General features: G+C 63.7%; 3 protein-coding genes and 1 pseudogene. 1 reads left to right on the top strand and 3 read right to left on the bottom strand.

The window, feature by feature from the left end; genetic code table 11:
• The first annotated feature begins 68 nt into the window (after positions 1-68).
• A complete protein-coding gene (gene rimO / locus CAK78_RS06640; protein WP_094696770.1) occupies positions 69-1,397 on the top strand; it encodes a 30S ribosomal protein S12 methylthiotransferase RimO in 1,329 nt (442 codons plus the stop codon).
• A gap of 146 nt (positions 1,398-1,543) precedes the next feature.
• Here rimO and rtxA read toward each other — a convergent pair.
• From rtxA to CAK78_RS06620, 3 genes and pseudogenes are all read right to left on the bottom strand, one after another.
• Positions 1,544-16,077: pseudogene (gene rtxA, locus CAK78_RS22810) on the bottom strand (MARTX multifunctional-autoprocessing repeats-in-toxin holotoxin RtxA).
• Between the two features lie 17 nt (positions 16,078-16,094).
• Positions 16,095-16,556, bottom strand: coding sequence for an RTX toxin-activating lysine-acyltransferase RtxC (rtxC, locus tag CAK78_RS06625; RefSeq protein ID WP_010634639.1), 462 nt, complete (start codon positions 16,554-16,556; stop codon positions 16,095-16,097).
• A gap of 20 nt (positions 16,557-16,576) precedes the next feature.
• Positions 16,577-16,897 (bottom strand): peptide chain release factor 1 (locus CAK78_RS06620; protein ID WP_141214140.1); only part of this gene is annotated, 321 nt, incomplete at its 5' end.

Raw genomic sequence — 16,897 nt, 5'->3', positions numbered from 1 at the left:
AGTTTTTGGTTAGCCATTCCGGTAAAATCCGCGCCCTAAAACTAGAGCCACCTAAGAGTGATTGAGCGATGTCCAACACAAAACAGGCCCCCAAAGTAGGATTCGTCTCCTTGGGTTGCCCCAAAAACCTGGTCGATTCCGAGCGCATCCTGACCCAGCTGCGTACCGAAGGGTACGACGTGGTGCCCAGCTATGACGATGCGGAGCTGGTGGTGGTCAACACCTGCGGCTTCATCGACAGCGCGGTGCAGGAGTCTCTGGAAGCCATCGGCGAGGCCCTGGCCGAAAACGGCAAGGTGATCGTCACCGGCTGCCTGGGCGCCAAAGAGAACCAGATCCGCGAGATCCACCCCAAGGTGCTCGAGATCACCGGCCCCCACGCCTATGAAGAGGTACTCGGCCACGTCCACAAATACGTGGAAAAACCGACCCACAACCCCTTCACCAGCCTGGTGCCGGCCCAGGGCGTCAAGCTGACCCCCCGTCACTACGCCTATCTGAAGATTTCCGAAGGCTGCAACCACCGCTGCACCTTCTGCATCATCCCCTCCATGCGCGGGGATCTGGTGAGCCGCCCCATCGGCGAGGTACTGGCCGAGGCCAAGCGCCTGAAAGAGGCCGGCGTGAAGGAGATCCTGGTGATCTCCCAGGACACCTCCGCCTACGGCGTCGACGTCAAGCACCGTACCGGCTTCTACGACGGCATGCCGGTCAAGACCAGCATGGTGGCCCTGTGCGAAGAGCTGGCCAAGCTCGGCATGTGGGTGCGCCTGCACTACGTCTACCCCTACCCGCACGTGGATGACGTTATCCCGCTGATGCGCGACGGCAAGGTACTGCCCTACCTCGACATCCCGCTGCAGCACGCCAGCCCGCGCATCCTGAAACTGATGAAGCGCCCCGGCACCGTCGAGCGCACCCTGGAGCGGATCCAGAAGTGGCGCGAGATCTGCCCCGAGATCACCCTGCGCTCCACCTTCATCGTCGGCTTCCCCGGCGAGACCGAAGAAGAGTTCCAGATGCTGCTGGACTTCATCGACAAGGCGGAGCTGGATCGGGTCGGCTGCTTCAAGTACAGCCCGGTCGAAGGCGCCAAGGCCAACGAGCTGCCGGATCCGGTACCGGAAGAAGTGCAGGAAGAGCGCTTCCAGCGCTTCATGGAGCTGCAACAGCAGGTCTCCATCCGCAAGCTGGCCCGCAAGGTCGGCAAAGATATGCTGGTGCTGATCGATGAGGTGGACGAAGAGGGTGCCACCGGTCGCTCCGCCGCCGATGCCCCCGAGATCGACGGCCTGGTCTACCTGAACGGTGAAACCGGCCTCAAGCCTGGCGACATGGTCAAGGTCCGCATCGACGAAGCGGACGAGTACGACCTGTGGGCCAGTCTCATCGACTGATCCCCGATAAGCACCAACAAAAAGCCAGTCAGCTCCTGACTGGCTTTTTGTTGGTGCCTGCGCCGCCCCCGTTTCGGGTGCGACAGGCATAAAAAAACCTGCTCCGAAGAGCAGGTTTTTACCTTACGGGAGGGAAGTCAGGTTGCTCAGGCAACCCGCCCCTTGCCCTGGATCACATCACCCCAGGCCGACTGCACCAGGCTGTTGGCCTGGCTGTCGAGCCGGTTGAGCAGGCCCATGTCGCCCGCTTCGGGGGTGAAGCTGCTCATGGCCTGGATCAGGTTGTCCACCGCCTGATGGGAGAGCGCGCTGTAGCTGCGCTCGCCGTCAGTCTGCTGCTCGCCAAGCCCAATCACCAGCTGGGCCCGGTTGTCGGCGAAGTAGTTGCTGAAGGTGGCACTGCCCAGCTGCTCGAACTTGCCCTGCTCGCTGGTACCGTCGGCACGACGGTTGACCAGCAGTTGCAGATCGTAGCCGCTGCGCTTGAACCAGAGATCCCGCCAGCTGACATCGTTGAAGACGATGAAGTCCTCCTTGCCGATGTCCTGCACCAGGTTCTCTATCACGGCGCCACTGAACACGAAGCTGTCGACGCCGGTACCACCGCTGAACTGGTTCTGGTAACCGCCCAGCACCAGCAGATCATCGCCGGCACCGCCATCGAGCTGGCTGAACTTGGCGACCTGGTCGGCGATCAAGCGATCCCGGCCGTCACCGCCCCGGATGGTGGCGTGATAGCCCATCAGCTTGACCTGGTTGTTGCCATGCTCGGCCAGCAAGCGGTTGTGATTGCCGAACACCATGGCAAAGTCATCGCCCTCGCCGAGCCGGATCTGGTTGTGATGACCTATGGTCACCGTGAAATCCTGATCCGCGCCGGCATCGATCTGGTTGTAGTTGCCGGAGGTCACCAGATAATCCTGGCCTGCGCCCCCTTCCACTATGCCCTCTTCACCGAAGATGAAGGCCTGATCGTTGCCCTCGCCCATGAAGGCGCGGTTGACACGGCCGGCCAGCACGGCGACGTCGTCACCCTGCCCGCCGAACATCATGTTCTCCCGTCCCATCATGATCCCGGTGTCCTGACCGGCGCCGCCGGTGAAGATGTTGGAGGTGCCGGTGGCATAGAAGACATCATCCCCGCGACCACCCCAGAAGTTGTTGTTATCGCCGAGGTAGGCCCCCAGATCCTTGCCGTCTCCCCCCCAGTTGAAGTTGTAGTTGCCAAGGGAGACATGCATGTCGCCATCTCCCTGCAGATGGCCGCTGTTGCGCAGGAAGTCGAAGGTCTGCTCCTTCATGTTGAGCAGATCCGCCGTCAGGTTCTGCTTGAGGTTCTTGGCCAGCGCCACCACCTCCGCCTGCTTGTCCCGGTTGAACAGGGTGGCAAACAGGTTGGGCAGGCTCAGGGCGTTAAAGCCGAAGGCCCGCTCCTCGGTGGCGGCCGGCAGCGCCGCCGGCTTGGCCTCGTTCCCCTGCTGCACCGTCACGGTCCCGGACTTGGCCTCTTCGGGCGCCTCGTCCTGCAGGCCGTGGGTACGGGCAAAGCTGCTGAGGGCATCTTCCCCCAAATCCAGCCCGGCCTTGAGCTGATCGAGCCACTTGGCCGGATCGGTCAGGCTCTTGAGCTGATCGCCGCCAAACTCGGCGATGACCCCCAGCATCTCCTGCAACAGGGCCGGCGCATCGATGGCCGCCCCATCACGGGCCACCAGCTGGCCACCAGCTGGCCACGGGCGTTGTAATCCACGCCGAAGATGTCCGCCAGCGTGGTATCGGCCCCCACCCCTGCCAGACGACCCAGCAACCGGTTCTGCAGCTGGCGCGGCAGATCGGTCGGGGTGAAGGTAAAGGTGGTCTTGGCCTGCCCGCTGGCGGTGAACTCCTGGGTCATCAGCCCGAACAGGGAGCCCAGGTTGGTGTCCAGGATCGCCTGGATGTTGTCACCAAACACGAAGTTCCAGTTGCCCGTGGTGACCTGGATATCGGCCCCCTGACCAGCCACGGCAAAGTTGAAGACCAGCTTCTCGTTGGCCTGGCGCAACTTGTCCGCCCGGCTCAGAGGGCCCTGCGCACCCTGGCCACCGCCCGAAATGCGCTTGTTGAACTCCTTGTTGAGGGTCGCCTCCAGATCGCTCTTGAGCCCGCGACTGCTGCGTTCGTTGCCGCTGTCCAGGGTGGTGAGCGAGCCGTATTCGACGCTGCTGGTCTGATCCAGACCGGCCATGTCGGCCACGAACTTGTTGGCGCCGGCCAGGGTCCACTGATCCCACTGGCTAGCAACCCAATCCGGCTTGGCACCGTCACCGGCGATCTGCTGCAGGGCACCGGCAATACGGGCGGCCCCGTCAAACGGATTGACCAGCGGCGGAGTGGGGATGGATTTTTCCAGCATCACGATGAGATCGTTGCTGCGCCCCAGGTTGAAGCTGACGTTGCGTTGCCCCACAAACAGCTGGGCCCCTTCCAGCGCCCGGTAGCCGGCTATGTCGACGCTGTGTTTGCTGTCGCCATCCCCGATGTGCACCATGACGTTGTTGTCGCCGAAGGCCAGCGACTTCATGCCGCCCGTGCCTACCTTGACCCCCAGGTTGGTGGTCCCCCAGTTGAGGGCGGTGAACTCGCCATCCCCCACGTCGACCTGGATGTTGCCCGAGTAGCTGACCGCATTGTCGGCCTGGCTCGAGGCCGTCTCCGGCTGGCGCTGTTTCTCGGGTGCGACGAAGGTCTCGTCGTTGTCGGCGATGGCGCCCCGGGCACGGCTTTCGCCCTCGCTCTGGCCCACTTTCGCCAGGTCGATGTCCCCTTCAGCCACGCCGCCGCGCACCCGCTCGTTGTACACCACGGGTTCGCCGGCGTCGTTGAGACTCAGCACCACCTTGTTGGCGGCCACCTTGCGGGCCCAGACATCCGCCTCACCACGGGTGTGCTTGCGACCCCCCTGGTCCACCGCCACCTCGCTGCTGCGAGCCGACACCTGGGTACGGATCCCCTCGTTATCCAGCGCCTGGATGAAGCGACGGGCAAAGCCGGCCTGCAGGTCGTCGCTCACCAGGGAGCAACCCACCAGGCTGACGTGACTAGGCTTGGTGGCCACGCCGGCCTCTTGTTGCAGACGATCGCCCAGGCGGCGCAGGCGCCCGGCCAGCTCGTCGGCACTGTAGCCGCTGAGACGGCTGTTGTTCTGCCCATCCTCATCGCGGCCATGGCCGACCACCTGCCAGCGGATATTGCCCGCCAGCTGAGCCGGATCACCATAGACCACCCGATAGTTGCCATCTGCATCCAGCTGCACCACCACGCTGTGGTCGGGGTGTTTGCCGGCCAGACTGGCCGCAGCCTTGGCAGCCACAGGATCATCTTCGGTCTGGATGATGATCTGGCTGGTGAAGCGGGTCTCGCCCCCCTGATTGCCCGGCGTCACCTCAGGTTGCTGCCACTGGTTGACCCGCTGGTTGCGAACCGGCTGGTCTTCGCCATCCAGCGCCGCCACCGGCGTCCACTTCCTGCCGACATCGGCGTACTCGACCCGCTGACTGACATCGTCCGCCTGCAGGTGGAAGCGATTGTCCGCATCCACCTTCAGGGCCGGCAGCCCCAGGCGATGGGTGATGCCGGGTACGAAGCCTTCGATCCCCTTGTGGGACGCCAGGTGCGCACTGCCGTAGATGGCGACGAACTTCTCGCCGGCCGGCAACTTGCCCAATACCTCGACGGCGACGTTGTTGGCCGCCCCGGCCCGGTACATCAGGCCGTGCTCGGTGCCGGTGATGGCGGGTCTGGCGGTGCTGCCATCGTCCAGCGCCACGATCCGCATTCCCCGCTCCCGGGCCCGCTCGAACAGGGAGGGCTCCAGGTGCTTGTTCTTGAGCATGCTCGTCAGCTCGGGAGACATCTCTCCCCCCGCCAGATAACGGTCGATCAGCGGCTGAGCCAGCTCACTGCGCAGGTGTTCCAGAGCGATGACAGTCACCCCCTGGGTCTTGAGCGCATCCATCTGCTCGTTGACGAACCGCAGACCGTTGACGTCGCTGCCGTGGGTTTCGCCGATCAGCAGACCGTTGCGGTTATCCAGCAGGCGCGACAACTGTCCGGCCAGCGTGCTCTCGCCGTCCAGCTGGGTGTTCAGCGTCCGCAGGGCATCGCCACCATAGCGGGCATCCCAGGCCGCCACATCGGTCTGCTTGCTACTGTGATAGATGTTCTCGACCTGCGCGATACGACGGGACTCCAGCTCGCCGAGGTAACGTCGGTCACCGAACTTGTCCAGCATGATGAGCTCGGCGGAGAGCTCAGATCCGGGGGCTGCCTGCTTGGCGGCCTCCTTGATGAAGTAGACCGCCATCTGGGCGGACTGCTCCCCCGTCATGTCCTGCAGCTCCTGGTAGGAGTAACCCAGATGCAGCACCTTGCTGGTGTCGTCCTGCACGGCACGGCTCAGCAGTCCCTCCCCCTGGGCTTCGCTCAGCCACTTCTTCAGATTGTCATGCTGCTCGCCGAGGACGACGTGGAATCTGGCCTCAAACGGCAGATCCGCCGGCACGGCCCCCTGGTATCCAGCCTTGGCCGCCAGATAGGGGTCTTGCGCCGCCCAGCGCAGCACCATCTGGGTGAGACCCGGATGCTGGCCCAGCGCCTCTTCGGCGGCCTTGCCGATGACCATGGCAGCCAGGTCCGGGCGGGTCTTGGCCAGCGCCGTCACCTCGGTCTGCAACGAGGCCAGCTCGCCACGATAGAGATTTCCATGAAGCTGACTCTGCAGCTTGCTCAGCGCCGGATTTCTGCCGGAACCTTCGTGCTTGACCAGGTAGTCGTCGATCAGATTGTTCAACCGCAATGCGGCCTCTACTTTGGCCTGTCCGCTGGCACCGTGCAGCGTGGCGAGCTGATCCAGGATCTGCTGATAAGACTCGCCAATGGGCTTGGCAAAGACCTGGGCGGCTTTTTTCAGCTCATCCGGGCTGTAGACGTCGGCAAACAGCCTGGCTGTGCGCTCCGTCACCCCCGTTTTGCCCGGCAGCTCCGCTATCGGACTCTCGTCAAATACCGGCAACTGCAGGATCTCCTGCAGGGTGACCTTGTTGGCCAGATCCTTGGACGGTTTGAAGCGGGCGAGCTCGGCGCCGTTCATCTCGCTGACCCTGAAGAACAGCGGCTTGCCGTCCGGCCCCGGCTTGAGGTGGTAGCCATTGGCCATGTCCAGCCCCTCTTTGCCGAAGAAGCGGGTCATGTAACGACTGAACTTCTCGGCAGAGGAGAATTCGACGATGCCGGCATTGGGATCGTAGAAGCCGTAGATCCGGCCAGACTCTCCCTGCTTGGCCCAGGCCGCCATGGCGTGGCCCGGCGCATCCAGCTCCAGCAACACGGGGGCATCGCTGCCCTTGGCGGTCAGCTTGGTGAGCACGGTATCGAGCGAGATGGCACTCTTGCCCTCCCACTTCTCCTTGACGATGTCGTACTTGATGCTGCGCAGGCTGTCGTAGTTGTAGGCGGCCGGCGTGTTGGTGTGGATCTCCGCCAGGCTGCCCACCAGCTTGCGGGCGTTGTCCAGCTCGGTAGCCGAGTAGCGATCCGGATTGTTGATGACCGCCGCTGCGGAGTAGAGCTTCTCCATCATGCGCCGTGCCAGATCGGGTTGCCCCTCGCTCTCCAGCTGCTTGGCGACCAGCACCAGCTTGGAGAGGGGATCGCAGCGCCCGCCGAAGCCGTCATCCGCCAGATTGAGCAGCAACAGCTGGGGAGCCAGATGCTCTCTGGCATATGGATCCGTGCCACCGTGCGAGGCCACGTCGCGGAACAGACGGTTGGACTGCTCAATCCTGGGTTTGATGGTGCTCTTGAGCGCCCGGTTTTCGATCTCCCAGGCCAGCGCCCCCTGCTGCTGTGGCGTCAGGGTCGGCTGGTCGAACAGGTCCACCAGCTGGGTCATGCTCATGTCGGACTGGAAGCCCTCGACCACCTTGCCGGCCAGCCCTTGCTGATATCCGGCGAGGAAGGCCTTGGTGGTACGGATGTCTCTGGTCGCCCCGTTGCTGCCCACCTGCGGGGTGAGCGCCTCCTGGTAGCGCTTGAGATCGCGTCTGATGGCCTCGATGCCCTTGAGCGGCGCCTCCATGTCTGCAGTCGGCGGCGTGCGGTTGAACAAGTCACCCACAATCTGCTCGGCGTACTGGCCCATCAGGCGGTTGCTGGCCAGATGGCCATAGAAGGTCTGCTCACCGCTGACCTGATAACCGGCCACGGCCAGCTTGGCCCGCAGTTTTTCCCCTTCGCTGCCAAGCCCTTCATTGTCGGTCAGCAGCATGATGGGCGTGCTCTTGGGCAGGCCGTCGAGGTTTTTCTCCACCGAGAAACGACCGTTGATCGCCTTGGCGATCGCCCCCACCAGACCGCCAGGGTTGGGCAGCTCGTGGGCCTTGATCGCCTTGCTCATGCTGGGCATGGGGCGATCGAGCAGCAGCCCGCCCACCGGCTTGCCCTGCTCTGCGGCATAACGGGCCAGATCGGCGGCGATGGGGCCGCCCATGGAGTAGCCATGGATCAGGATCTTGCCAGGCGCCACCCCGCGCTCTTCCACCAGATAGCGGAACATGGTGCGGGCATCCTAGTAGACCCCCTGCTCGCTGGGTCCGCCATCGCTGGCCCCATAGCCGCGCAGGTTGACCGCCAGCATGTCGATGCCCTGCTTCTGGTAGTCGCTGCGAACCGCATCGGCCTGCTCCTCGGCGGAGGAGCCCGAACCGTGCAGGAACAGCACCACCTCGGGCTTGCCATCCTGCGGCGCCCCTGGCTGCTCGGCCCCCTTGTGCAGGTAACCGGACAGACGGCCGGCGTCCCCTTGCAGGGTCACCTGTTCGGCCTCGCCCTGGCTCACCGCATGGTCGAGCAGTTGGCGGGTGATGTCGCCCACCTGACGCCGCTCATCGCGGGTGCCGTAGAGGTTGTCGTTGAGGAAGCGGGTCAGCGGGTTGAGCGGCTGCTTGTCCAGCGGGGCCGAACCATCGTTCGCCACGGAGACGGGTTTGCCGGAGCCGGCTGACAGCTCGCCATCGGCAAGCGTATCGCCCTTGCGTGGTGTGCCAAGAGCGACCAGTTCATCAAGTTGCGCCGTATAGGCATGCTGCTGATAGAACGCCAGAGTGCGGCCGAAGGCACCATCGAGTGCAGCCTGCACCGATGCCTTGCTGCCCTCGCCAGCCAGATCGATCAGATCCCGGTAGTTGGCGGTATAGCTCTCCAGCACCTGCTTGCGCGTATCCCCGCTCTCCTGCAGCGCCCGATAGACCGTCAGACTCTCGTTCACCGAGTGACCACCATCGAATACCAGGAAGGCAAGGGTGTTGAGGTAAGCCTGGCTTGGGGAGTAAGCAGGATCTTTGGCCGCCAGATAGTTGTTCAGGTGGACCATGATGTTGGTCGAGCCGGAAGCACCTGTCACCACGGACAGCCCCTTGTCCAGCGCATTGCGTTCAAAGGTGGTCTCCTTGCCCGGTGTCAGGATGCGGCCATCCGCCACGCTGCGCCCGCTCAGGAAATCCTCGTACTTGTCGCCACCGGGCTGGTAGTGCAGACCGGTGCCATAGTCGCTGGTGGTACGGCCAGGCAGGTCGACCTGCAACAGACCATCCTTGGCCGACGCGACCTCGGTACTGGTCGAGCGAGCCTTGGTGATGACGCTGCCATAGAAGCGATCGCCCTCTCTCTTCCAGTCGGCCGTGTCCATCCCGAGCTCGGGATGGGTGGCCATCTTCACCGCCAGGAAGGGGACCTTGATGACATCGAAACCGTTGTCGACCCGGGTCATCATCTGTTTGAAGTTGGCAAACGTAGGCTCGGCCAGGAACTCGGTCAGACTGGGCACCCGGCTGAACCAGGGGCGGGTGTCTTTCTTGATGGCCTCGGCGAATGCCGCCATCTTCTTGTCGATGCGCTGGGTGCGGGTGACCTCATCCAGTTGCAGTGTCTGGATCCAGTCATCAAACTCCTTCACCAGCTTGGCGCCCAGCTGTGCCGATGTATCGAGCGCGGCCTGCGATGGGGCCGTCACCAGCCCATGAGCGATCTCCGAATCGAAGCGACGGCCAAACAGGTTATCGATGTACTGGCCGGTCGCCTTGCTGCGCTGGGCATCCGCCAGCAGAGATTGGGCCAGTACCTGCAACTGCGGGTAATCCCCCAGCGTCTTGCTGGCGGTTTCAAACAGGGCGATGGTGCGCGGCCCCCTCACGTCTCCCGAGAGCCAGAGTGACTTTATCTCTGCGGCCAGCTGACGGGTTTGCGGTGTGTCGAACTGGTTCAGCTGGTAAGCAAATGCGATCAGACTATCATGCTCGGTGCGCGGCGCCTGTCGCTCGGCACGGGAGTTGGTCTCGGTCAGCGACCGGATACCCAGCTCGTTCACCTTGGCGATGTCGGTAGCGCTGAGCTCGCCCACGGCACCAATAATCCGGCCGATGCCATCGAACACCAGTTGATCTTCAAAGCGAACGGCATGCTCCGGCGGCAATGCCAACCCATACACGCCAGCGGTCTTGGCCCGGGAGGCGAAAGTATGGCTCAGCAAGGATGCCGCTTCGAAACGCAGCGCCTTCACTTGCTCGCCGCGCTGGGCAAACTCTTTGGGGTCACGCGCCTGCCACTGGGTCAGGCTCTGTTCCAGCAGCCCCAGATTCGCTTCCGATGGTTGCTGTTGCACTCGTACCACGGCCTCACGCACGGCCTTCAGGCGCTCGCTTGGCAAGTCGATGGAGAGCTTGCCCAACTGGCGACGGGTAGAGTCAATGAAGCCGTTGTCTCCACTCTTGAGCAGCTGGAAGGCAAACCCGGCGGTCTCGGGGACAGCCACGGCAGGGCCTCGCACAGGGCTCCCCAGCCCGGCCAGGGAGACCCCGGACAGACCCAGCTCGGCGCTGTGACGCGAAGACGCATGGCTCGCCGGCACAGTTGTGCTACCCGCTTCGCGCGCACCGACCATGCCGGGCAGGGTGATGGTGGGTGTACCATTAGCCCGGATCCCGGCATTGACCTGCAGGCGGTTGACCGCCGCCAGCGCCCCGTCGAGGGCGGACTGCTCCTGTTCGCTCAGCCCGGTGGCGGTGTCGATGGCCGAGGGTTGGACCTCATCAGGAACAGGCAAGGTGCCGATGGCGGGCACATCCAGCTCGCCGGCCTGCGGCAGGGGCTGTGCGGTGGCCGAGGGCTGGCCGGGCTGGGCACCCTGACGGCTCGGTTTGTCGCCGCTCTGCTTGAGGCTCGCCGCATTCTGTTTGGCCTGGTTGGCCTGCAAACCGGCCTGGCTGGCCGCCTGCTCGCCGGCGAGCTGCGCCTGGTTGGCACTCGCTTCGCCCTGCTGCTGTCGCGATGCGGCCTCCCCCTGGCGAGCCAGTGCGTCGAGACGGCGCTGTTCGGCCTGTTCGGCCCGCTGCTGGCCAGCCGCCTCGGCGTCACCTTGCAGCTGTTCACTGCGCTGCTGACCCGTCTTGGACTTGGCCAGCGCGCTATCGACCTGCTGGTGCTGCGCCTCATGGCGGAACCTGGCATCTTCGATCGCCGCGCCGGCCGTGCTGCCGGCCTCGTCCAGATCTTCCTGAACCGTGCTCAGCAGCTGGTCGGCAAAGCCGGCGCGCCAGTGCTGACCGGACGGCTCGCTCGCCGCGTCAGGGGATCTGACCTGTTCAAACTGACGGGCCAGCGTATCGAGCTGCGCCGTCATGTCGCGGGCTTCCGCCTCGATGGCGGCACGCTGCTGCTGGCCATTTTCCGCCAGTTTCTGCTGATCGGTGGCCTCCAGCTGGGACTGGGTACCGGCGATGGCGGCCAGCTGCTGTGCCTTCTCCTGCTCGAGCCGCTGCTTGTCGGCATCGGCACTCGCCTGATCACCTCTCGCCCGGGCGGCGTTGTCGTCTTGCGCCAGCTGGGCGCTGACCTGGCCTATCTCGGCCTTGCCGGCGGCGGTGGCCACCACGTTGTCGAGCAGGTAGCCAAGGCCGTTGCTCTCACCGATGCCGCGGAACGTCAGGGTGTTGGCACCCTCTCTGGCCGTCAGCGTCAGCGCTTGGCTCTGCCAGCGGCTGACGTCCCCTTCGCTGGCAAACACCAGGTCGCCATTCCACAGCACCTCGATGCCGTGTTGCTGGGAAATATTGGCCCGACGGGCAAAATCAAATGACAGGTTGACGGTCTCGCCCGCCTTGAGGCCGGCAAGATCCTGGGAAATCTGGGTATTGCGGTCAGTCGACAATTCGCTGACCCGGGTACCGTGCCCGTCGGTCGCCAGCCCGTAGATGGCGGCGGAAAAATCGGCCTCGATGCCGGCGCCGGCATCTTGCCAGCCGTGAGCCCCCAGCTCGAAGTCGCCGTTGACGATGAGGTTTTCGCCCACTCGGGCCAGCCCCTGCTCATCGAGCTGCAGCGCCTTGTCCATGGCCTGCTCGTCGCGCTCGCCGGCCGGGCTCACCTTGCCGGTCAGACTGCCGGCCAGGGAGGATTTCACCTCGCCAATCTCGTCCAGCCCAAAGCCGGTCAGCCCCTGCACCTCGCCCAGGCTGGCCGCTTGCGGGGTATTGATCGGGCCATGTTCATCGCCCTGCACCAGATAGTTGATGGCCTGGTTGCCCGCGCTGCCGAGCAGGGTCTGCTTGATGTTGTCAAACAGGGTGCCGAGCTTGTTGCTACTGGTGTTGCTGCTGGCTATGGCCAGGCTGTAGAAGTCCCCGTTGCCGATCTTGATCGCCACGTTGTGGCGGGCATAGGCGGCCGTGATGTCCAGCCCGTCGCCGATCTGGACATTGGCATTGCCCTTGCCTTTCATGACAGCAACGTTGAGGCCGTTCCCTACCTTGGTGTTGAGGTTGTAATCCCCCCAGGCCAGGTTGACGGTGGTGCCGTCACCCACCTTGACGTTGTTGTTGAACTTGCCATAGGCGGCCGTCACGCTCAGACCGTCCCCGACCGTGGTGGTCTGGTTGACCTCCCCCTTGGCGAGGGTGACCTGGATGCCGTCCCCTACCCGGGTGACGATGTTGGCCTTGCCAAGCAGCGCCTGATAGCCTTCGCCATTCCCGACCTGGGTCACTATGTTCGCATCGCCCTTGGCCAGTACGACCTGACGGCCATCCCCCACCTTGGTGATGACGTTGGCCTTGCCCCAGGCGCCGGTGTAGCCGTCGCCGTTGCCGACCTGGGTGACCAGGTTGGCCTCCCCTTGCAGCACGGCCACTTCACGGCCATCCCCCACCTTGGTCAACACGTTGGCGCGGCCCTTGGCGAAGCTGTAGCGATCGCCGTTGCCGACCTGGGTCAGCAGGTTGACGTCGCCCCAGGCACCCTGCACCACCAGCCCGTCACCCACCTTGGTGATAAGGTTGGCGCGCCCCTTGGCCAGGCCTATGGTGCTGCCGGCCCCGACGTGGGTCATCACGTTGCCCACCTCTGAGATGAGCAGGCCCACCGTGGTGCCGTCACCTATCTTGGTCAGCAGGTTGCCCTTGCCCCACAGCACGCCGGCGGTGGTGCCATTGCCGACATGGGTCAGCACGTTGGCATCGGCCTTGGCGATGGCGCCGAGGAAGTCATCCCCCACCTTGGTGATGATGTTGGCCTTGCCCAGCGCCAGCACGCCGGTCAGACCGCTGCCGACATGGGTCACTATGTTGGCCTTGCCGAACAGGGCTGCCAGCGTGGTGCCGTTGCCCACCTTGGTCATCACGTTCAGCTCGCCGGCAAACAGCCCCAGGCTGGTGCCGTTGCCGATGTGGCTGTAGACGTTGGCCTTGCCGATCATCAGCGCGGCCGTCAGGCCATCCCCCACCTTGGTGAACAGGTTGGCCTGCCCCAGCATGGCGGCGAAGGTCTCGCCGGCACCGACGTGGGTGAAGACGTTGGCATTGCCCACCATGGCGGCCAGCGTCATGCCGTTGCCCACCTTGGTCGCCAGGTTGCCCTGGGCCAGCATCAGCGCCACGGTCAAGCCGTCACCGATATGGGTGAAGACGTTGGCCTTGGCCACCATTAGCGCCAGCGCATTGCCATCGCCCACCTTGGTGAAGACGTTGGCTACCCCGCCCATCAGGGCCCAGGCATCGCCTTGGCCTATCTGGGTAAACAGGTTGCCGGCGCCGATCATGGCGGCAATGGCCGTGCCGTCGCCCACCTTGGTAAACAGGTTGCCGGCGGCCCCCATCACACCCAGGGTGTCGCCGTTGCCGACATGGGTCAGCACGTTGGCGCCCCCCAGCATCACGGTGGAGAGATCGCCATCGCCGACCCGGGTCAGCACGTTGGCAGCCCCCAGCAGCAGCGCCTGGGTATCCCCCTGGCCAAGCTGGGTCAACACGTTGGCACCGCCACCCAGAATGGCCTGTACCTTGCCGTTGCCCTTCTTGGTCAGCACGTTGGCGCCCCCCAGCAGCACGGCGCGGGTATCGGCAGCCTCGTCACCCTGGGTGACGTGAGTCAGCACGTTGGCCCCGCCCAGCAGACCGGCCGTCAGCTGGCCCGCACCGAACTTGGTCAGCACGTTGGCACCGCCCACCGACAGGGCATCGAGCCGGCCGTTGCCGACCTGGGTCAGCAGGTTGAAACCGCCCCCCGCCAGCCACAGGCCGCGGCCATCGCCCAGCTGGGTATGGGTGTTGTAACCGCCCAGCATGACCACCTGGCTGTCGCCACGACCCTGCTGCACCGAGATGTTGCCATAGGCCAGCAGACGGGCCAGGTACTCGCCATCCCCGCTGCGCACCAGCACGTTGGCCGCACCGGCGGCATAGACATCCATCCGGCCCTGGGCCCCCTGGTGGACCAGCACGTTGGCAAGGCCCGCCCCACGGAACACCAGGTCGCCACGCTGACCGCGCTTGATCAGCACGTTGGCCGCACCGGCACCGTTGAAGTGGATGTTGCCCTCGGTCACGTCGGATTCGATGACGTTGCCGCCACCGGCGCCGTCAAAGAAGATGTCACCCTTGCTCTTGCCGCCACTTTGCTGACGGGGCAGCAGCAGCTGGCTGGAGAACTCGCGGGTGGCCGGCAGTCGATCCGACACGGCCGTGACGGTGTCGAGCTGGTAGTGTACCTCGCTCAGGGAGTAGCCCCCCTTGCCCATGGGGGTGAAGCCGGTGTGCTCCGAGACGATCAGATCGTCCAATCCCGTCAGATCTTTGCCCTCCTTGTACCAGGCCTTGGCGAGGTATTTGAGTGCCCCGGTCTGCGGGTCGTTGGCCAGCTCCACCACCACTATCTTGATGTAGGGGCCAAGCAGCTTGGCAAACACATAGGTGTTGGGCTGCTTTTGGGATTTCACCGCGCTCACGTCGACCTTGGTGCCATCCTCAAAAATGGCGTAACCGCTCATCTTGGCGCTGGAGAGCGTCACGTCGGCCGCTGCCACGTTCACGCCGCCACCGTAGTTGATCCAGCTGTTTTCGGTCAGATCCGCTTCCACCGCCTCCAGCTTGATGCGCTGGCGCCGCTCGAACACCAGATCGCTCAGCCGATAGGCGCCGTCGGTTTGCGTCGAGATGAAGCCGTTGTGCTCGTCGATCTGACGACCGGCCAGCCCGTCGAGCTGGTTCCCCTCCTTGTACCAGGAGGTGGCGTGATAACGCAGGGCACCGCTCGCGCCATCGTTGGAGAGCTCTACCCGGTTGATCTTGGTGTACATGCCATCGAAGAAGGCAAACAGGTAGGTATTGGGTTGCAGGCTGGACTTGATGGCCGTGACGGCCTGGGACTGGTTGATCCAGCTGCCGCCCATGGTGGCGGTAGTCAGCGCGATCTCGTCGGCACGGGCGCCGGCGAAGGGGGAGCTGTCGCTGTCCGCGCCCTTGCGGGAGAGATGGTTGTAACCCCCCGCCCCCTTGAAGTGGATGTTGCCCTCGGCCACATCCGACAGCAGCCGATTGTAGCCGCCGGCCCCGTTGAAGTGGATGTCGCCACGGGTCTGCAGGTACTCGTCCTGCTCGTTGCGCAGCCGGGAGAGCTCGTTCCAGCCACCGGCCCCGTTGAAGCTGATATCCCCCTCGCGCCCCTTGCGGAACACCTTGTTGTAGGCACCGGCCCCGTTCAGGGTGATGTTGCCGGACTCCACCTGGGAGCTGATGATGTTGGCCGCACCGGCCCCCGAGAAGTGGATGTTGCCCTGCGAGCCTTGATACTGGCTGTGCCAGGTGCGGTCCAGCTTGTTGGCCGCCCCGGCGCCGCTGTAGCTCAGATCGCCGCGGTCGGTCTGGTGCCAGAGCTTGTTGTAGCCGCCGGCCCCCTCGAAGCTGACGTTGCCGCTGATCCCCTTGCGGGTCAGGAAGTTGGCCAGCGCCGCCCCCTGATAGCGGATGTCACCGTCGCGCCCCTGGTGGTCGATGTTGGTCGCCCCGCTGGCACCGGCAAAGTGAACATTGCCGGACTGGGACTTGCTGATGTCGGCGTAGCCCGCCGCCCCCTTGACGGTCAGGTTGCCGGAGTCGTCCACCACCTTGAGATAGGCGGCACCGCCATAGACGCTGTCGTTGCCCGTACCGGTATAGACGGTCGCACCGATGGATCCGACCCGGATGGTGTCGTCACCACCATAGGCACGGATGACGCCACCGAAGCCATAGGCATCGATATCATTGTTTCCGTCATCTGCCGTGTAATTACCGGTAAAGAAGTACTCAATACTTCTCCATACACTCTTTCCCATGTATTAACTCATTATGATTAAATGGAAAACCACTGCACCCTGCGAACACATTGACCATGCTCGGCATGAACATGACCACGCACGGTGCAGACCCGCTGCCCTTTCCATGGCAAGAATATCCGGCGACGCAGATCGCTCACCACGGCGCGGGCATGTCCGTATGGCGCTATCATCTCCGGAATAAAAATATGGTCGCCGGATTGCCAATCCTCACGGATCAGCTCGCGCTCGGCGGCCAGCAAGGTGTTACGAATGGATAAAGAGACAAACGCCCAGTTACAAAATGCAACCGGGCGTCCGTGTGAGTCTTCATAATAGCAGAACTGGTTCAACTCAAATGCTGGCAATATACGTTGCTGCCACTCGGCGACGGAATAACGCCGATGGAGAGAGGAGTGCTGACTGAGCAGCATGACTCCTCCCAACATATGTTGTTTTTGTTGCCAGTTCGGTTCCGTTGGTTGCAATACCAAGTGCATTGACTCCCCAAACCGGAAATTTATTTCTTCTTGCGCGGTGCAGCCTGTGCTGTGGCGGCAGGAGCGCTTTCCTGCGCGTCGGCAGGGGCGGCCGGGATCAGGCCTGCGGCAATCAGCTTGTCGAACTCGGCGGCCATGCGCGGATCTTCAAGCATGTTTTTTATCATTGAAACCATATACATAAAACCAGCAGCCGGCATGTGGACCGTCTGTTTCAGCGCCAGCTCATTGTCACTTTCCGCCATGACGCCCTGCGCCATCTTGAGCGGATCCTGACCGACGAAATAAAGGGAAAAAATACCCTTGTTGTAGTTGACGCTGGATACTGTCTGTACAAACTG

This window comes from Aeromonas sp. A35_P (assembly GCF_002259925.1).
Classification (GTDB): Bacteria; Pseudomonadota; Gammaproteobacteria; order Enterobacterales; family Aeromonadaceae; genus Aeromonas; species Aeromonas dhakensis.
The sequence above is the reverse complement of the archived record's forward strand: the minus strand, read 5'-3'. Positions and strand labels throughout refer to the sequence as shown.

Bases quoted from the DNA above. Each gene is read 5' to 3' on its own strand.
- rimO (WP_094696770.1), top strand. From the start codon at position 69: ATGTCCAACACAAAACAGGCCCCCAAAGTAGGATTCGTCTCCTTGGGT.
- rtxC (WP_010634639.1), bottom strand. From the start codon at position 16,556: ATGCACTTGGTATTGCAACCAACGGAACCGAACTGGCAACAAAAACAA.